General features: G+C 74.0%; 16 protein-coding genes. 7 read left to right on the top strand and 9 right to left on the bottom strand.

Going from position 1 to position 16825, the window contains the following annotated elements; genetic code table 11:
- Positions 1-126 precede the first annotated feature (126 nt).
- From ANAE109_RS08470 to ANAE109_RS08490, 5 genes are read left to right on the top strand one after another with little or no spacing between them, the layout of a single operon-like run.
- Positions 127-1170: an ABC transporter ATP-binding protein gene (locus tag ANAE109_RS08470; protein ID WP_011985972.1), complete on the top strand. Its 1044-nt coding sequence runs from the start codon at positions 127-129 to the stop codon at positions 1168-1170.
- Entirely contained in the window at positions 1161-2093 is a 933-nt protein-coding gene (locus ANAE109_RS08475) for a carbohydrate ABC transporter permease (protein ID WP_011985973.1), read from the top strand. The genes ANAE109_RS08470 and ANAE109_RS08475 overlap by 10 nt, the downstream gene beginning before the upstream one ends.
- Positions 2094-2110: 17 nt before the next feature.
- Complete coding sequence (locus ANAE109_RS08480; RefSeq protein ID WP_011985974.1) at positions 2111-2956, top strand: carbohydrate ABC transporter permease; 846 nt, start codon at positions 2111-2113, stop codon at positions 2954-2956.
- Positions 2957-2973: 17 nt separating this feature from the next.
- Positions 2974-4452 carry a CoA-acylating methylmalonate-semialdehyde dehydrogenase gene (locus ANAE109_RS08485; protein WP_011985975.1) on the top strand — a complete coding sequence of 493 codons (1479 nt, stop codon included), beginning with the start codon at positions 2974-2976 and terminating at the stop codon, positions 4450-4452.
- Positions 4453-4510: 58 nt separating this feature from the next.
- Positions 4511-5161, top strand: coding sequence for an NADPH-dependent FMN reductase (locus tag ANAE109_RS08490; protein WP_011985976.1), 651 nt, complete (start codon positions 4511-4513; stop codon positions 5159-5161).
- Positions 5162-5177: 16 nt separating this feature from the next.
- Here the strand turns inward: ANAE109_RS08490 and ANAE109_RS08495 are convergent, their stop codons facing one another.
- From ANAE109_RS08495 to ANAE109_RS08505, 3 genes are read right to left on the bottom strand one after another with little or no spacing between them, the layout of a single operon-like run.
- Entirely contained in the window at positions 5178-6974 is a 1797-nt protein-coding gene (locus tag ANAE109_RS08495) for a ThiF family adenylyltransferase (RefSeq protein ID WP_011985977.1), read from the bottom strand.
- 10 nt (positions 6975-6984) lie between these two features.
- Positions 6985-7176: a hypothetical protein gene (locus ANAE109_RS08500; protein ID WP_041448213.1), complete on the bottom strand. Its 192-nt coding sequence runs from the start codon at positions 7174-7176 to the stop codon at positions 6985-6987.
- 16 nt (positions 7177-7192) lie between these two features.
- The gene (locus ANAE109_RS08505) at positions 7193-7582 is read right to left on the bottom strand and encodes a hypothetical protein (RefSeq protein WP_011985978.1); all 390 of its coding nucleotides are present in this window, start codon (positions 7580-7582) and stop codon (positions 7193-7195) included.
- Positions 7583-7782: 200 nt separating this feature from the next.
- Here ANAE109_RS08505 and ANAE109_RS08510 point away from each other — a divergent pair, with 200 nt between their 5' ends.
- Positions 7783-9369: a DUF438 domain-containing protein gene (locus tag ANAE109_RS08510; protein ID WP_049768550.1), complete on the top strand. Its 1587-nt coding sequence runs from the start codon at positions 7783-7785 to the stop codon at positions 9367-9369.
- A 159-nt stretch (positions 9370-9528) separates the two neighbouring features.
- Here the strand turns inward: ANAE109_RS08510 and ANAE109_RS08515 are convergent, their stop codons facing one another.
- Positions 9529-10008, bottom strand: coding sequence for a membrane protein (locus ANAE109_RS08515; protein ID WP_011985980.1), 480 nt, complete (start codon positions 10006-10008; stop codon positions 9529-9531).
- A gap of 269 nt (positions 10009-10277) precedes the next feature.
- Here ANAE109_RS08515 and ANAE109_RS08520 point away from each other — a divergent pair, with 269 nt between their 5' ends.
- Positions 10278-12545, top strand: coding sequence for an ATP-binding protein (locus ANAE109_RS08520; protein ID WP_011985981.1), 2268 nt, complete (start codon positions 10278-10280; stop codon positions 12543-12545).
- On the opposite strand, the gene ANAE109_RS08525 is transcribed toward ANAE109_RS08520, so the two are convergent.
- From ANAE109_RS08525 to ANAE109_RS08545, 5 genes are all read right to left on the bottom strand, one after another.
- Positions 12542-13276, bottom strand: coding sequence for a phosphatase PAP2 family protein (locus ANAE109_RS08525; protein ID WP_011985982.1), 735 nt, complete (start codon positions 13274-13276; stop codon positions 12542-12544). The two genes, ANAE109_RS08520 and ANAE109_RS08525, sit on opposite strands and share 4 nt — an antisense overlap.
- A gap of 213 nt (positions 13277-13489) precedes the next feature.
- Positions 13490-13996: a blue (type 1) copper domain-containing protein gene (locus ANAE109_RS08530; protein ID WP_011985983.1), complete on the bottom strand. Its 507-nt coding sequence runs from the start codon at positions 13994-13996 to the stop codon at positions 13490-13492.
- A gap of 237 nt (positions 13997-14233) precedes the next feature.
- Positions 14234-15019 carry a 3-hydroxybutyrate dehydrogenase gene (locus tag ANAE109_RS08535; protein ID WP_011985984.1) on the bottom strand — a complete coding sequence of 262 codons (786 nt, stop codon included), beginning with the start codon at positions 15017-15019 and terminating at the stop codon, positions 14234-14236.
- Positions 15016-15960, bottom strand: a complete 945-nt coding sequence (locus ANAE109_RS08540) for a branched-chain amino acid ABC transporter permease (RefSeq protein ID WP_011985985.1) — start codon at positions 15958-15960, stop codon at positions 15016-15018. Before ANAE109_RS08540 ends, ANAE109_RS08535 begins: the two co-directional genes overlap by 4 nt.
- Complete coding sequence (locus ANAE109_RS08545; RefSeq protein WP_011985986.1) at positions 15957-16820, bottom strand: branched-chain amino acid ABC transporter permease; 864 nt, start codon at positions 16818-16820, stop codon at positions 15957-15959. Before ANAE109_RS08545 ends, ANAE109_RS08540 begins: the two co-directional genes overlap by 4 nt.
- Positions 16821-16825 lie beyond the last annotated feature (5 nt).

Below are 16825 nucleotides of genomic sequence, written 5' to 3' on the forward strand. Positions count from 1 at the left end.
GAGCGGGCGAGCGGGGGCGCGGGCTTCATGGAGGGGAACGGTCGCGAGCCCGCGCGGGCGCGACCGTTCACGGGCCCCGCCGAGCGGGGGCGGGGGCGCAGCCCCCGTGTGTGATCGGGAGGTCCCGTGGCCGTCGTCGAGACGCGCAAGCTCACGAAGGTGTTCAAGAAGGGGGAGGAGGGCGCCGTCAACGACGTAGACCTGGTCACGCGGGACGGCGAGTTCCTGGTGTTCCTCGGCCCCTCGGGCTCGGGCAAGTCGACGCTCCTCAGGATGATCGCCGGGCTCGAGGAGCCGACGCGGGGCGAGGTGCTCATCGGAGGCAACGTCGTCACGGAGCTCCCGCCGCGGGCGCGCGGCATCGCGATGGTGTTCCAGAGCTACGCGCTCTACCCGCACCTCTCGGTCGAGCAGAACATCGGCTTCCCGCTGAAGGCGCACGGCGTGGCGAAGGAGGCGCGCCGCGAGCGGGTGGGCTGGGCCGCGGAGCTGCTCGGCATCCGGCACCTCCTCGCGCGCAAGCCGCGCGAGCTCTCGGGCGGCGAGCGCCAGCGCGTGGCGCTCGCGCGCGCGCTCGTGCGCGAGCCGACCGTGTTCCTGCTCGACGAGCCGCTCTCCAACCTGGACGCGAAGCTCCGCGCCTCCGCGCGCGAGGAGCTCACCGCCTTCCACAAGCGCGTGCGCACCACCACCATCTACGTCACGCATGACCAGGTCGAGGCGATGGCGATGGGCAACCGGATCGTGGTGCTGGACAAGGGCGTCGTCCGCCAGATCGGGACCCCGCGCGAGGTCTACGACGAGCCAGCCGACACCTTCGTCGCGACGTTCCTCGGCTCCCCGCCGATGAACCTGGTCGAGGACTCGGACTTCGTCGCCGGGTTCCGGCCGGAGAGCGTCGTCCCCGCCGCGATGGTCCACGGCCCGAGCGCGCCGGTCCGCCTCCGCGTCCGGCTCGTCGAGTACCTGGGCTCCGAGCGGATCCTGCACGGCGTCATCGAGGGTGGCCGCTTCGACGGGCGCAAGGTCGTCTCTCGCGTCGCCACCGCCGCGAGCGGCGAGCTCGGAGAGGGGGCGGTCCACGACTTCGCCGTGCCGGCGAGCGAGGTGAAGTTCTTCGACCGGGCGACCGGCAAGCGCTGCCCCCCGCGGGAGCTCTCGTGGCGGTGACGGGCGCGGCGCTCGAGCGGGCGGCGCCGCGGCGGCGGCGGCGGGTGAGCGGCGCGACGCGGCTCGGGGTCGCGCTCTTCTCGCCGGCCGTGATCTACATCGCGGCCCTGCTCGGGCTGCCGCTCGCGCTGGCCTTCCTCTACAGCGTCGGAGACGTGACCGTCGGCTCGGTCGGGTACGGGTTCGTCGGCCTGGAGAACTTCCGGAGCGTCCTCGAGAGCCCGAGCTTCCGGCGGGCGCTCGCGAACTCCTTCGTCTTCACCATCGCGTCGCAGGTCGTCGTGATCGTCTGCGCGAACGCGCTCGCGCTCGCCCTGCGCGACCGGTTCCGGGGGCGCGGCCTCGTCCGCTTCCTCGTCCTGCTCCCCTGGGTCGCCCCCATCAGCCTGGGGGCCATCGGATGGAAGTGGATCCTCGACTCCATCTACTCGGTCGTGAACTGGGTGCTCGCGCAGCTCCACCTGGTGAACCTCTTCGACCCGCCGATGTGGCTCGGCGAGCCCGGCCTCGCCATGGCCTCGGTCGTCGCGGTCCACTCCTGGCGGATGATCCCGTTCTCGACCGTGATCCTCCTCGCCGGGCTCACCTCCATCCCGAAGGAGATCCCCGAGGCCGCCGCCGTGGACGGCGCCGGGTTCTGGCGCACGCACTTCGAGATCACGCTCCCGATGATGCGGCCGATCATCAACGTCGCGGTCCTCTTCGGCGTGGTGTTCACCTTCACGGACATGACGGTGGTCTACATCCTGACCCGTGGCGGTCCCTACGACACGACCCAGGTCCTCCCTTCGCTCGCGTTCCAGACCGGCGTGCTCGGGTCCGATCTGGCCGAGGGCGCGGCCATCTCCATGTTCCTCGTCCCGATCCTCGTGGCGGTCGCCGCGCTCATGCTGCGCGTCGCGCACCGCGCCGAGGTGGCCTAGCGGAGGGAGGCGCGGCCATGGCAGGCCCGCGGAGATCACCGCTCACGCGCGCCGGGCGCTGGGTCATCGTGCTCGGGTTCGCCGCGCTGCTCGCGTTCCCCTTCTACTGGATGGGGATCACCGCCTTCAAGCAGACGGGCGATCTCTACAACGTCGAGCACAACCCCTTCATCTTCAACGCCGCGCCGACCCTCGTGCACCTGAAGCTGCTCTTCGAGGAGACGCTGTTCCTGCGCTGGTTCTGGAACACGACCCTCGCCGGCGCGGCGGTGGTGGCCATCACGCTCGTGCTGGCGGTCCCGGCGGCCTGGGCGCTGGCGCGGCTCACCGGACGGTGGGGGCAGCAGCTCGGGATCGGGATCTTCCTCACCTACCTCGTCCCGCCCACGCTGCTCTTCATCCCGATGTCGCGCGTGGTGGCGGAGCTCGGCCTGCAGGACACGCTCTGGGCGATCATCGTGACCTACCCGACGTTCACCGTGCCGTTCTCGATCTGGCTGCTCATGGGGTTCTTCAAGGCGATCCCGCGCGACCTCGAGGACGCCGCGCTCGTGGACGGGCTCACCCGCTTCGGCGCGTTCGTGAAGCTCGTCATCCCCATCTCCGTCTCGGGGATCCTCACCGTCGTCATCTTCTCCTTCACCCTCGTCACGCAGGAGTTCGTCTACGCGCTCACGTTCATCTCCTCCGCGGAGCACCAGACGGTGGGCGTGGGGGTTCCGATCTACCTCGTGCGCGGCGACGTCTACTACTGGGGCTCGCTCATGGCGGCCTGCCTCATTACGAGCCTCCCGATCGCCGTCGTCTACAACCTGTTCCTCGACCGCTTCATCGCCGGCTTCACGGTCGGCGCGGTGAAGTGACGAGAGAGGAGTCGCAGATGGCCAGCAACGTCTCCCCAGCGCGGGGCCAGCCCCCGGCGCCGCTCCCGCTGCTCGTGGACGGCGCGGCCCGTCCCGCCGAGGCCGCCGAGGCGGCGCCCGTCCTCGAGCCGGCCACCGGCAGGACGCTCGCGCAGGTCCCGCTCTGCGGCCCGGCCGACGTCGACACGGCGGTCCGGGCCGCCGCGGCGGCGTTCCCGGCCTGGCGCGCCACGCCCGTGCCGGAGCGCGTCCAGGTGCTGTTCCGCTACAAGGCGCTCCTCGAGCGGGAGCAGGACGCGCTCGCGGCGTCGGTGTCGCGCGAGAACGGCAAGCTCCTCGCCGACGCGCGCAACGAGGTCCGCCGCGGGATCGAGGTGGTCGACTTCGCCTGCGGCATGCCGACGCTCGCGCAGGGCCGGACGGTGGAGGGGATCGCCCGCGGCGTCGACTCGCACACCTGGCGAGTCCCGGTCGGCGTGGTCGCGGGGATCTGCCCGTTCAACTTCCCGGCGATGATCCCGCTGTGGATGTTCCCCATCGCCATCGCGGCGGGGAACACCTTCGTCCTGAAGCCGTCCGAGCGGACGCCCATGACCGGGCTGCGGCTCGCCGAGCTGCTGCACGAGGCGGGGCTGCCCCCCGGCGTCCTCGACGTCGTGCACGGGGGTCGCGACGCGGTGGACGCCCTGCTCGATCACCCGCTCGTGCGGGCCGTCTCCTTCGTCGGCTCGGAGGGGGTGGCCCGCCACGTCTACGCCCGCGCCGCCGCGAACGGCAAGCGCGTGCAGGCGATGGCGGGCGCGAAGAACCACCTGCTCGTGCTGCCCGACGCCGATCTGGAGCTCACCGTCGCGGCGGTGATGGGCTCCGCGTTCGGCGCGGCCGGCCAGCGCTGCCTCGCGGGCAGCGTGCTCGTCGCGGTCGACGGCGCCGCGGAGCCGCTGCTCGAGCGGCTCACCCGCGAGGCACGCGCGGCGCGCGTCGGAGATCCGTTCGCGGCCGACTCCGCCATGGGTCCGGTCATCCGCGAGGACGCGCGCGACCGCGTGCGGCGCTTCATCGAGACCGGGCTCGCCGAGGGCGCCGCGCTCCTCGTCGACGGGCGCGAGGCGGCGGCCGTCGGCGACGGGTACTTCATCGGGCCGACCCTCTTCGACGGCGTGCGGCCGGAGTCGGCGCTCGCCCGCGAGGAGATCTTCGGCCCGCTCCTCGCCACGGTGCGGGCGGGGAGCGTCGAGGAGGCGGTCGCGCTCGCCAACCGCGCGCGCTACGGCAACGCCGCCAGCATCTTCACCTCGAGCGGCCGCGCCGCCGCCTACTTCCGCCGCAACGTCGAGGCCGGGATGATCGGCGTGAACGTGGGGGTCGCCGCGCCCATGGCGTTCTTCCCGTTCGCCGGCTGGAAGAGCTCGTTCTTCGGCGACCTGCACGCCACCGGCGAGGACGCGGTCCGCTTCTACACGGAGACCCGGGTGGTCATCGAGCGATGGGCCTGATGCGGATCGCCCGTCGTCACGCAGGCGACGGCGCGTCCGGCGCGCCGGGGAGGGATGCATGAGAGTGCTCGCGTTCGCGGGTTCGCTGCGCAAGGAGTCCTGGAACCACAAGCTCGTCGTGCTCGCGGGCGAGATCGCGCGGCGGGAGGGCGCGGAGGTGGACGTCGCGCGCTTCTCCGAGTTCGACATGCCGATCTACGACGGCGACCGCGACCGGGCGGAGGGGCTGCCCGCGGGCGCGCTCGAGCTGAAGCGCCGGGTCGAGGCCGCGCAGGCGATCCTGCTCGCCGCGCCGGAGTACAACTACTCCATCGCGGGGCCGCTCAAGAACGCCATCGACTGGGTGTCGCGCGCCCGGCCCATGCCCTGGCGCGGGCGGAGCGTGTTCCTCCTCGCCGCCGCTCCCTCCCCGATGGGCGGGATCCGGGGGCTCTGGCAGACCCGCATCCCGCTCGAGGGCTGCGGGGCGCTCGTCTTCCCGGACATGTTCGCGCTCGCCCGGGCGAACGAGGCGTTCGACGAGGGCGGCCGCCTCCGCGACGCGGCGCTCGCCGAGCGGCTCGAGCGCGACGTCGTCGGCTTCGTCCGCATGGCCGAGGCGGTCGCGCCGGTTTGCGAGGGCGCCCGCACGAAGGACGAGAAGGCCCGCCAGGAGGAGATCGCCGCCGCGCTCGAGGACGAGTCCAGGATCCAGCCTCCTTCGCGCTGATGATCGGCCTGGCGCGTCAGGGGTCCTCGCGCAGCGCCTGCTGGAGCGCGTCGCGGCGCGGCCCACGGAGCGGCACGTCGCGGGGATCGACGCGCCCGGCAGGATCGCCGCACACCGGGCAGTCGGCGCGCGGGGAGGGCGTGAGCCAGACGCTCTGGTAGGCGTGCTGCCCGGGCGTCTCTCCGAAGACCTGCGGGTAGAACCAGTACTCCGCGACGGTGGAGAGGGTGAGGTACGGCGTCCCCGCTGCGAGCGCGCCCTCGGCGACGCCGGCCAGGGGGGCGTCGCTCCCGGCGAGGAGCAGCGACAGCCCGAGCTTCACCGCCGCGCTCGCCACGTGGTGGACGTCCGCGCCGAGGGCGATCTCGCCGCGCAGGCGCGCCGTGCCGTAGTCGACCTCTCGCGCGACGCCGCCCGCGCGCTCGAGGGCGCCGCGCGTGCGCGTCGCGCACAGGTAGCAGGGCGTGCGGCCGGGCACCGTCATCACCACCTCGCCGCCCTGCGCGCCCGCGTAGAGGCCGACGAGGACCGCAGGCCGACCCCGGCCGTAGGCGAAGCGATCGAGGGCGCGCTGCGCGGCGGGATCGTCGGTCGCGGCGACGACGAGGTCGGCCGCGCGCACCTGCGCGTCGAGCGCCTCGGGTCCGAGCGCGTCGACGGCGCAGGCGAGGACCTCGATCTGGAGCGCCGGCTGGACGGCGAGGAGGCGGCGCGCGAGCGCCTCGACCTTGAGGCGGCCGACATCGCCCACCTCGTACGACGTCCGCGAGAGGTTCACCGCCTCGACCGTCTCGGGATCCACGAGGGAGAGCGCGCCCACCCCGCTCCGCGCGAGTTGCTCGGCGACGTACGACCCCACCGATCCGCACCCCGCGACGAGGACGCGCCGCTCCCGCAGCGAGTCCCCGGCCGTACCCGCGCCGCGCGCGAGCAGCGCGGTGCGCAGCCCCTCCGCCACCAGCGCCGGCTCGCCGCCGGCGAGCCGCCGAGCCCACCCGGCCAGCCTCGCCCGCTCCGGATTCGAGGTGAGCCCCGGCCCGCCGGGCGGACCGTAGACGGGGCGATACGGCCCGGGCGGCTCGACGGCGGTGCGCACCGCGGTGCAGAGCCGGACCTCCTCCGGCGCCCCGAGCGGCCAGGGGATGGAGAGCTGCTCGGTGTCGCCCCCTGCGCGCGTGGCGAGCACGAGCGGCGGCAGCGTGGGATAGCCGTCGCCCACGACCACGAGGAGCTCGAGCTCGTCCGCGCGCACCCTCGCCGCCGGAAGGGCGGCGTCACCCACGTCCACCACCGTCACGCCCGCGGCGACGCCGTCGAGCTCGCGCGCGAGCCGCTCGGCGTCGCGGAGGAGCGGCACGATCGCGACGCGCAGGGGGCTCACCTCGGGGCCGTGCGCCGTCCGCCTGGCGGCGAAGAACGAGATCTTCCCGGAGGGGAGGGCGAGCTCGTGCGGGCCGAGCGGGCCAGGCCCGCGGGTCACGATGGGCGCGAGGTAGATCGCGATGTGGCCGTTGCGCGCCAGCCCCTCCGCGAGCTCCGCGACGTCCTGGGCCGAGGGCGCGTCGAGCAGCGCGGGGTGGGAGTGGACGAGGCCCTTCAGCTCGAGCCCCTCGTCGCGCTCGAGCGCCTTGACCCGCGCGTCGAGCGCGCGCGAGGGGCGGTAGGTCGAGGGCGTCGCCGCCGCCTGAGGATCGGGGACGAGCTCGGTGACGAGCGGCACGCCGCGCGGGCCGACGAGGGCGCCGCCGCGCTCGGGGGCGTGTGCCGCGAGCTCCGCCTCGATCGCGCGGACGACGGCGTCGAGGACGCGCACGGATCCAGGGCTACGCGAAGACCGCCTGGTGGACCTCGGAGAGCGACTGTCCCTCGTCGCCCCGCGGCAGCCGGTCGCCGATCACGATCCGTCCGCCCGGATCCACGAACACGCGGCGCCGCTTGTCGCGGGGCGTCACGTCCCCCGTACGCCGGTTGTCGAACAGGACCTCACGAAGCTGGGCGAGCGCTGCATCGGACATGGTGATCCTCCTTCGGTCAGAACGGGAACGTTCCCGTGCGCTGGTAGACGCTGAAGCCGTTCGCCCACAGGACGCTCTTCGCGTAGGCGCCCTCGAGCGTGGGCATCCCGCCGCCCTCGTCGGAGGAGAGGCAGATGCGGGCGTGCGGGAACAGGTGGCAGGCGTGCGGATCGTGGCGGGACACGTCTGGATTCGCGACGGCGACCTGGTAGGCGGCGCCGTCGAACCAGAGGAAGAGCTGGAGCCGATCGCCCGCCTCGGTGATGACCGGGTACAGCCAGCCGCGCACGCCGTCCACGACGATCGCCCGCGTGGCCGAGGGGAGGCTCTGCTCGACGGCGGCGCGGTCGCGGAGCGCGTCGTGCACCGGCCCCGCGCCGAGCTCGCCGCCGAACAGCCGCCTCATCCCCCGCCTCCCGCGCGCCAACGCGCGCTTGCCCCGAGATCGAACCGTAATGGCGCCGAGCGCGCGCGGCAGCCTGTCGCGGCCACCGTCATCGCGGTGCGAGCGACAACCGCGGGGCGGTGCGCCAGCAGGGTCGTGCTCGGAAGCGCTGGGATCCCGGGGACTTGGCGCTGGCCAGGACCTTGCTCTCAGGTCGCCGCATGAGCGAGCTCATCGAGACCGGCGCACCGCCCCGGAAGGACCTTCTCAAGCACCTCATCCTCCAGCTCCATGGCGGCGTCGCCCCCGACGCGGTCCAGCGGCAGCTCGTTCGCCTGCTGGGGCAGGTTCCGTACGGGCTCGTGGTGGAGGTGGAGCAGGAGCTTCTGGCGGACGGCATGCCCGCGGCGGAGGTGACGCGACTCTGCCACCTCCACTCGGCGGCGCTGCAGGGCGCGATCGACCTCTCGGGAGTGCGCACGCCGCCCGCGGGTCACCCGGCCCGCGTCTTCTCCGAGGAGAACGCCGCGCTCGCCAAGCAGGTCCAGGCGCTCGAGCACGCCGCCGACGCGCTCGATGCGGTCGTGTCGGAGGGCGGCGCGGGCGTGCACCTCCTGCAGGCGCGCGTTCGCGTCAACGCGCTCACCGACGTCGAGAAGCACTACCTCCGCAAGGAGCACCTGCTCTTCCCGTTCCTCGAGCGGCACGGCATCACCGGCCCGCCGCAGGTGATGTGGGGCAAGCACGACCAGACTCGCGCGCTGCTGCGCGCGGCGCACGCGGCGCTCGCGTCCGCCGCCGGCGATCCCGCCGCGGCGCGAGCGCTCTCGGACGGCGCGCTGCGGCCGCTGGCGAGCGCGATCCGCGACATGGTGGACAAGGAGGAGAACATCCTCTTGCCCATGGCGCTCGACGTGCTCGACGAGCGCGAGTGGTGGGAGATCGCGCGGCAGAGCGACGAGATCGGCTACTGCCTCGTCGAGCCCGAGGCGAGCTGGCGCCCCGACTCCGTGGACGCGACCGAGGCCGCCGCGCCGGCCGCGCGCGTGAAGCTCCCCACCGGCAGCCTCGCGCCCGCGGAGCTCGAGGCCATCCTCGGCGCCCTGCCGCTCGACGCCACGTTCGTGGACGCCGAGGACCGCGTCCGCTGGTTCAGCCACGGCAAGGAGCGCGTGTTCTCGCGCAGCCGCGCCGTGATCGGCCGCAAGGTGCAGTTCTGCCACCCGCCGTCTTCCGTCGGCACGGTCGAGACGATCCTCGCGGGCTTCCGGGCGGGGACCCAGGACCGCGCGTCGTTCTGGATCCAGCTGCGCGGGCGCTTCGTCCACATCGAGTACCGCGCCCTGCGGGACGTCTCCGGAGCATATCTCGGCTGCCTCGAGGTCACGCAGGACCTCACCGAGAAGCGCGCGCTCGCCGGCGAGCAACGGCTCCTCTCGTGGGAGGCCACCGCGCAGCAGGCCAGCGCGCCGGTGCAGGCGTGCCCGGCGCACCCAGGGGCCCCGTCCGCCGCCGCGCCGCACCCGGCACGGGCCGAATCGGCGGCCGCGAGGCCTGCCTGGCTCGAGGGCGCACGCGTCTCCAGGTCGCTCGACGCGCGCCCGCTCCTCGCCGCCGGCGCGCACCCGGTGCAGGAGGTGATGCAGGAGCTCGCCACGCTCGCCCCGGGCGCCGTCTTCGAGCTCGTCGCTCCGTTCGTGCCCGGCCCGCTCCTCGAGCGGGCGCGCGCCGCCGGCTGCCTCGCGCACTCGGAGCAGGAGGCGCCGGGGCTGGTGAGGACGTGGTTCACGCGGGGTGGGGCGGCGTAAGGGACCCCGAGCCCGACCCCGACCTCGACCCCGACCCCGACCGCGACCTCGACCCCGACCCCGACCGCGACCTCGACCGCGACCTCGACCCCGACCGCGACCTCGACCTCGACCTCGAGCCCACCGCGACTCTCATCCGGGTTGCCGCGGAGCCCGCTCCTACCTCCTCTCGAGCCCCCGCGGCGTCTGCACGACCTCTTCCCCCACCTGGAAGGTGAGGGGCGGACCGGACGCGAAGGTCTCGCTGCCGCCGTCCTCGAAGCGGACGAAGATCTCGTAGGTCCGCTGCTCGGCACCGCCCTGGCTCGCGGCCGCGCCCACCACCGCGCCGCCGATCGCGCCGGCCACGGCGCCCGCCCCGCTGCCGTGGTGGTGGACCCGGCCGTAGCGGTCGTAGTGCGCCCGGCCGCCGATCGCGCTGCCGAGGAGCCCGCCCACGACCGCCCCCGCGACGGCGCCCGCGCCCGGGTTTCCCTGCTGGCGCGTGACGGTCTCGCGGATGGAGGCGACGTAGCCGACGCGCGCCCACTCTGGCGAGGAGCCCTCGCCCCACGTGGTCGAGGTGGTGGTCGTCGTCGCGCACGCTGTCGACAGGAAGGCGGCCAGGGTGGCGAGCGAGGCGAGGCGGCCGGGCTTCATGGAGCACCTCCGAGCGGTCGTCCGGGGGAAGGGTTGGCGGACGACCGTTCGTAGTGCACACCGCGGACCAGCGGTCACAGCTCCAGAACCGGCCTGATCCGGAGAGATTGCGGGAGCCAGGAGGGGGCGACGGCGTGACGCCACCGCACACGTGGCGCGCGCCGGAGTCGGGTGGGGCGTTCTCCCACGGTCCCGGGTTCCGCCTGGCATGCGCGACGCCGCGGCGCCCCTCCCGAGGGTTGGAGGGTCCGCCTGACCGCTGATAAGCAATGCGCGCGACGTCGACGATGTCCGCCCCCGCCCATTGGCCGCGAAGGCCTATCGCGCTGCGGCGGCTCCTCGTTGCGCTCGCCCTCGGCTCGCTCCTCCCGATCGGCGGCTTCGCGGCCATCGTCGTCTGGCGCCTCACCGGGGAGGAGCGCGCCAGCATCGAGCGGCGGCTGATCCACGCCGCCCGGCTGCTGGCGGGCGACGTCGACCGCGAGATGATTGCCACGTTCCGGACGCTGCGCGCCCTCGCCGAGTCGGACCGGCTGGACGCCGGGGCGCTGGGCGCCTTCGACGGCGACGCGCGGCGCGTGCTCGCGACGCAGCCGTCCTGGCGCGCCGTGCTGCTCAGCACGCCGGACGGCGTTCACCTGCTCAACACGCTGCACCCGCCGGGCGCCGAGCCCGAGCACACGTTCGATCGCGCGAGCCTCGCCCGCGTCGTGGAGACCCGCGCGCCGGCGGTGGGCGACCTCGCGAGGCGTCCGGAGGGCTGGTCCGTCGCGCTGCGCGTCCCGGTGATCCGCGACGGCCAGGTGAAGTACGTGCTGACCGCGCTCATGTCCCCGGCGGCCTTCGCCGACCTCGCCGGCCGGGCCCAGCGGCCCGAGGAGGAGTGGACGCGCGTCATCACCGACTCCGCCGGCGTGGTCGTGGCGCGGACGCGCGACCCCGAGCGGTTCGTCGGGGTGAGCGCCACCGCCACGTACCAGGAGCGCACGCGCGGCGCGGCGGAGGGCGTGTACCGGGACACGACGCTGGACGGCGCGGAGGTGTACCTGGCGTTCGCCCGCGCCGCGGTCTCGGGCTGGACCGCGGGCATCGCGGTGCCGAGCCACCTCATCGAGGGTCCGACGCGGCACTCCTCGCTCGCCATCATGGCGGCAGGCCTCGCGCTCCTCGTGCTCAGCGTCGGCGGCGCGATCGTCATGTCCCGCCGGCTGTCGGCCGGCATCGCCTTGGCCGCCACGGCCGCCGAGACGCTCGCCCGGGGCGGTCGGCCGCGGCCGGCGCCCTCCCGGGTCGCGGAGCTCGAGCGCCTGGGCGAGGCGCTCGAGCGATCCGCGGCGCTCCTCCGCTCGCGCGAGGCGGAGCGCGACGAGCACCTCGCGCGCGCCGAGGCCGCGCGGGCCCAGGCCGAGACCGCCAGCCGCACGAAGGACGAGTTCCTCGCCATGCTCGGGCACGAGCTCCGCAACCCGCTCTCGCCGATCGTGACCGCCCTCCAGCTCATCAAGCTGCGGGGGGACGGCCAGCCGCGGGAGTACTCGATCATCGAGCGGCAGGTGAGCCACATGTCGCGGCTGGTCGAGGACCTGCTCGACGTCTCGCGCATCACGCGCGGCAAGATCGTGCTCCAGCCGGAGCTGCTCGAGCTCTCCTCGGTGGTGGCGAAGGCGCTCGAGATGGCGGGGCCGCTGCTCGAGGCGCGCGCGCACCGGCTCGCCGTCGACGTCCCCGCCGAAGGGCTCCCCGTCCGCGGCGATCCCGTGCGCCTCGCGCAGATCGTCGCGAACCTGCTCACGAACGCAGCGAAGTACACCCCGCCCGGCGGACATGTCGAGGTGTGGGCGGGGCGCCACGGCGCCGAGATCTCGCTGACCGTGAGCGACGACGGCCAGGGGCTCTCGCCGGAGCTGCTCCCGCGCCTGTTCGATCTGTTCGTCCAGGGGCCGCGTGCCCCCGATCGCCACGAGGGGGGCCTCGGGCTCGGCCTCGCGGTGGTGAAGAGCCTGGTGACGGCTCACGGCGGCACGGTCGAGGCGCAAAGCGCGGGGCTCGGGCGAGGCAGCACCTTCACCGTCCGGCTGCCCGCGGCGGCTGCCGAGGCCGCCCCGCCGGCGCTCGGGCCGCGGCCGGGGGCCCTCCGCCGCGCCGCCCGGCCGCTGCGGGTGCTCGTGGTGGACGACAACGCCGACGCCGCCGAGCTGCTCGCGGCGGTGCTCTCGGCGGCCGGGCACGCGGTGCGGGCGGCGCACGACGGCGTCGGCGCGCTCGCCGCGCTCGACCAGTTCACCCCCGAGGTCGCGGTCCTCGACATCGGCCTGCCGGTGATGGACGGGCACGAGCTCGCCGCGCGCATCCGCGACCGGATGGGCGCGGCTCCGCCCGCGTTCATCGCGCTGACGGGGTACGGACAGGCGACCGATCTCGCGCGCAGCCGCGCGGCCGGATTCGAGCACCACCTCGTGAAGCCCGTCGACGCCGACGCGCTGCTCGCCGTGCTGGAGGCGCTCGCGGCGGACCGTTCGGCGCCGCGCGCCAGCTAGACGCCGTCGGACCGGCCGCGGCGATCGAGGAGATCCACGGCGAGCCAGCACGCCACCGCCCAGCTCGCGCCGACGGTCCAGCCGGCGAGGACGTCCGTGGGCCAGTGCACCCCGAGGTAGACGCGGCTCGCGCCGGCGAGCGCGGTGAAGAGCAGCGCCCACCCCAGCACGAACGCCTTCAGGCGCCGGCGAGGCAGCACCCGGGCCACGAGCGCCCCGAGGGTCAGGTACGCCACCGCGGACAGCATCGAGTGTCCGCTCGGGAAGCTCGCCGTGTAGACCGTGGTCTCGTGAGGCACGAGCGACGGGCGGGGCCGGTCGAAGCCGCGCTTCAGCGCGAGCGAGAGGAGCGCGCCCGAGACGACCGCGAAGACGAGCAGGGTCGCCGAGCGCCGCTGCCCCACGAGCCAGAGCGTGGCGGCGACCGCCGCCACGACGCAGCCGATCAGGGTGACGCCGCCCAGGGCGGTGAGGTCGCGCGCCGTCTCCTCGACCCACGGGGGCCCGATGGGATCCGCCGGGTCGCCCGGGTTCCGCATCGCGAGGAGGATCGCCTCGTCGAGCGCGCGCGTCTCTTCCTCGCGCACGGCCTCGGCGATCTCGACGAAGGCGAAGAGGCCTCCTGCGAGGGCGGCGACGAGCCCGAGCGTGCGGAGCTCGCGGGCGGCGATCCAGCGGCGGACGGTCCCCGTCGCCGCGCCGAGCCGGGCGTACCATCGCGGGCCGTGCATGGCGCCGGAGTCTATCCGGCGCGCGGGGCGCGGGCGCGGGAAGGGCGGGGCGGCGCGCTACTTGCGCGGGAAGTCGGGGGTGGGGCGGAGCGCGCTCCGCCGATCGGCCTCGAGGAGGCCGTTCCAGAGTCGCACCAGGAGCGAGGTGAGCTGCTTCATGCCGGTGAAACCATCGGCGGGAGGCTGCCATTCCGGTGCCGGCGCGGTGGCTCGTCACTCCGTGTCGTACGGGCCCGGGGAGCCGCCCGGCGTCGACGGCGTCGCCGGCGTGCCGGAGGGGTTCGCGGGCGTGGCCACGATCGCGATCTCGCCGGTCGGGGTCACCATCGTCTGCAGGTGGGACGAGCAGTAGTACGGGACGCTCGCGCCGACCGGCGCGTTCGCCGGGATCGTGAACGTCGTCACGCCGGTGAAGAGGCCGGTGTCGAACGAGACGCCGCTCGCCGCGCCCGGGCGGAACGTGCCGGGAGCGCCCTCGCTCGTCACCGAGTGCACCATGTCGTCGAGGTTCCGCACCGTCACGGTGCCGCCGGGGGTCACCTCGAGCCGAAGAGGGCTGAACGCGTTGCCCTGGATGGTGATGACGGACGAACCGCCCGGATTGGCGGCGGGCGTTCCGTCCGGCGTGCCGTCCGTGGACGTCCCCCCACCCCCGTACGACGACCCGCCCCCGCATGCCACCAGCGCCGCGATCAGCGGTCCCCACGTCGCCCCGCGCATACCTGCGACCTCCCGACTTGCTTTGACGCCGGAGCGGTCGGCGGAGTGACGCCGAGCCCCCTCGGGGACGCTCAGTGGGCGGGTGGGAGGCAGGCGCTCTAGCGCCCGGGCGTGAGGCCCCTCCGGACGGTCGCGGTCGAGGGTCGCGGTCGAGGGTCGCGGTCGAGGGTCGCGGTCGAGGGTCGCGGTCGAGGGTCGCGGTCGAGGGTCGCGGTCGAGGGTCGCGGTCGAGGGTCGCTACTGCGCGGTGTATCCGCCGTCGATCACCGCCGCCGCGCCGGTGATGCCGGCGGCGCCGTCGCCCGCGAGGAACAGCGCGTAGTCGGCGACCTCGCGCGCGGTGAGGAGCCGCCGGAGCGGGACGAGCGGGTAGATGACGTCCTCGAGGACGCGTTCGAGCGGGACGTCGCGGGTGCGGGCGAGGTCCGCGAGCTGGTTGCGGACGAGGGGGGTGTCCACGTAGCCAGGGCAGAGCGCGTTCACGGTGATGCCGTGCGGCGCCCCCTCGAGCGCGGCGGCCCGCGTGAGCCCGATGAGCCCGTGCTTCGCGGCGTTGTAGCCCGACTTGCCGGCGAAGCCGACGAGGCCGTTGATGGAGGCGAGGTTGACGATGCGCCCGAAGCGCTGCTGCTTCATCACCGGGAACGCGTGCTTGATGGCCAGGAAGGGCGCGACGAGCATCACCCGCAGGAGGAGCTCGAACCGCTCGGTCGGGAACTCGTCGATGGGCGCGACGTGCTGGAGCCCCGCGTTGTTGACGAGGACGTCGAGGCGGCCGTCCTGGGCGACCACCTCGGCCAGCACGGCCTCGATCTCCGCCTCGTGCGTGACGTCGCACGCCACCCCGCGCGCGCCGAGCCCCTCCCCCGAGAGGGCGGCGGCGGCGTGCGCGGCGGCGGGCCCGTCGAGGTCGGCCAGCGTCACGCGCGCCCCCGCCCGGGCGAGCTGCCCGGCGATCTCGAGGCCGATCCCGCTCGCGGCCCCCGTCACCACCGCGATGCGTCCCTGGATCTCCACGGTCATGGCTTCCCTCCGATGAAGGACCGGCGCACGATCGCCCGCACCTCGCCGACGATGCCGCGGCGGAAGGCGAGGACGCACGCCACGAACACGGCCCCGGTGATGACCGTGACCCAGGAGCCCATGTCCGCGAGGTAGTTCTCGAGCGTGAGGACGAGCAGCGCGCCGACGGAGGGGCCCATCACCGTCCCCATGCCGCCGAGCAGCGTCATGAGCACGACCTCTCCGGAGCGGTGCCAGTGGACGTCCGAGAGGGACGCGAACTGGAGCACCACCGCCTTCAGCGACCCGGCGAGCCCCGAGAGCCCGGCCGAGAGCACGAACGCGAGCAGCTTGTAGCGAGGCACGTCGTAGCCCAGGGAGAGCGCGCGCGGCTCGTTCTCCCGGATCGCGCGCAGCACGTGCCCGAACGGTGAGTGAATGGCGCGCTGGACGAGCCAGAAGCCCGCCAGGAACGCGCCGAACACGAAGTAGTACATCGTGAGCGGCCGATCGAGCGCGATCAGGCCGAGCGCCCGGCCGCGCGGGATCCCCTGCAGCCCGTCCTCCCCGCCGGTCCACGGCAGCTGGACCACCAGGAAGTAGACGAGCTGGGCGAAGCCGAGCGTGATCATCGCGAAGTAGATCCCGGAGCGGCGGATCGCGAGCGCGCCGAACACGAGCCCGAGCAGCGTCGCGACCGCCGTCCCGGCGAGCACCCCCAGCTCCGTCGGCAACCCCCAGCTCCGCAGCGCGTACCCGGTGACGTACGCCGCGGAGCCGAGGAACGCCGCGTGGCCGAAGGAGAGCAGGCCCGCGTAGCCGAGCAGGAGGTTGAACGCGCTCGCGAACAGCGCCAGGCAGAGCACGTTCATCGCGAACACGGGGTACACGAGGTACGGCGCGACGAGCCCGAGGAGGACCAGGCCGGCCCAGGCCCACCGCCGCAGCGCGCGCCCGCTCACCGCTGCCTCCCGAAGAGCCCGGCCGGGCGGACGAGCAGCACGAGCGCCATCACCACGAACACCACCACGCTCGAGGCCTCAGGGTAGAGGTAGCGCGTCAGCCCCTCCACCAGCCCGATGCCGATCCCGGTGACGATCGAGCCCGCGATGGACCCCATCCCGCCGATCACCACCACCGCGAACACCACCATGATGACCGAGCTGCCCATGAGCGGCGTCACCTGGTACACCGGCGCCGCCATGACCCCCGCGAACGCGGCGAGCGCGACGCCGAAGCCGTAGGTGAGCGTGAACATGAGCGGGACGTTCACGCCGAACGCCTGCAGGAGCTTCGGGTTCTCCGTCCCCGCCCGCAGGTACGCGCCGAGCTTGGTCCGCTCGATCACGAACCAGCTCGCCGCGCAGACCGCGATCGACACGACCACCACCCAGCCGCGGTAGATGGGCAGGTACATGAAGCCCAGGTTCACGCCCCCGCGCAGCGCGGCGGGGACGGCGTAGGTGTTCCCCGAGTTCCCGTACGCGTGGTGGAAGAGCCCCTCGGCGATGAGCGTGAGGCCGAAGGTGAGGAGGAGGCCGTACAGGTTGTCGAGCCCGTACAGCCTCCGGAGCAGGAGCCGTTCGACCGCGACGCCGACGAGCCCCATCGCCGCGGGGACGAGCAGCAGCGCCCAGAAGTACCCGACGCCGAGGTACGTCGCCGCCATCCAGGCGGCGAAGGCGCCCATCATGTACTGCGCGCCGTGCGCGAAGTTCACGACGTTGAGCAGCCCGAAGATGACCGCCAGCCCCAGCGACAGGAGCGCGTAGAACGACCCGTTGATGAGGCCGACGAGGAGCTGCCCGAAGAGCGCCTGCATCGGGG

The sequence above is a fragment of the Anaeromyxobacter sp. Fw109-5 genome (genome assembly GCF_000017505.1).
GTDB lineage: Bacteria > Myxococcota > Myxococcia > Myxococcales > Anaeromyxobacteraceae > Anaeromyxobacter.

Bases quoted from the DNA above. Each gene is read 5' to 3' on its own strand.
- ANAE109_RS08480 (WP_011985974.1), top strand. From the start codon at position 2,111: ATGGCAGGCCCGCGGAGATCACCGCTCACGCGCGCCGGGCGCTGGGTC.
- ANAE109_RS08485 (WP_011985975.1), top strand. From the start codon at position 2,974: ATGGCCAGCAACGTCTCCCCAGCGCGGGGCCAGCCCCCGGCGCCGCTC.
- ANAE109_RS08490 (WP_011985976.1), top strand. From the start codon at position 4,511: ATGAGAGTGCTCGCGTTCGCGGGTTCGCTGCGCAAGGAGTCCTGGAAC.
- ANAE109_RS08500 (WP_041448213.1), bottom strand. From the start codon at position 7,176: ATGTCCGATGCAGCGCTCGCCCAGCTTCGTGAGGTCCTGTTCGACAAC.
- ANAE109_RS08505 (WP_011985978.1), bottom strand. From the start codon at position 7,582: ATGAGGCGGCTGTTCGGCGGCGAGCTCGGCGCGGGGCCGGTGCACGAC.
- ANAE109_RS08510 (WP_049768550.1), top strand. From the start codon at position 7,783: ATGAGCGAGCTCATCGAGACCGGCGCACCGCCCCGGAAGGACCTTCTC.
- ANAE109_RS08515 (WP_011985980.1), bottom strand. From the start codon at position 10,008: ATGAAGCCCGGCCGCCTCGCCTCGCTCGCCACCCTGGCCGCCTTCCTG.
- ANAE109_RS08520 (WP_011985981.1), top strand. From the start codon at position 10,278: ATGCGCGCGACGTCGACGATGTCCGCCCCCGCCCATTGGCCGCGAAGG.
- ANAE109_RS08525 (WP_011985982.1), bottom strand. From the start codon at position 13,276: ATGCACGGCCCGCGATGGTACGCCCGGCTCGGCGCGGCGACGGGGACC.
- ANAE109_RS08530 (WP_011985983.1), bottom strand. From the start codon at position 13,996: ATGCGCGGGGCGACGTGGGGACCGCTGATCGCGGCGCTGGTGGCATGC.
- ANAE109_RS08535 (WP_011985984.1), bottom strand. From the start codon at position 15,019: ATGACCGTGGAGATCCAGGGACGCATCGCGGTGGTGACGGGGGCCGCG.
- ANAE109_RS08545 (WP_011985986.1), bottom strand. From the start codon at position 16,820: ATGCAGGCGCTCTTCGGGCAGCTCCTCGTCGGCCTCATCAACGGGTCG.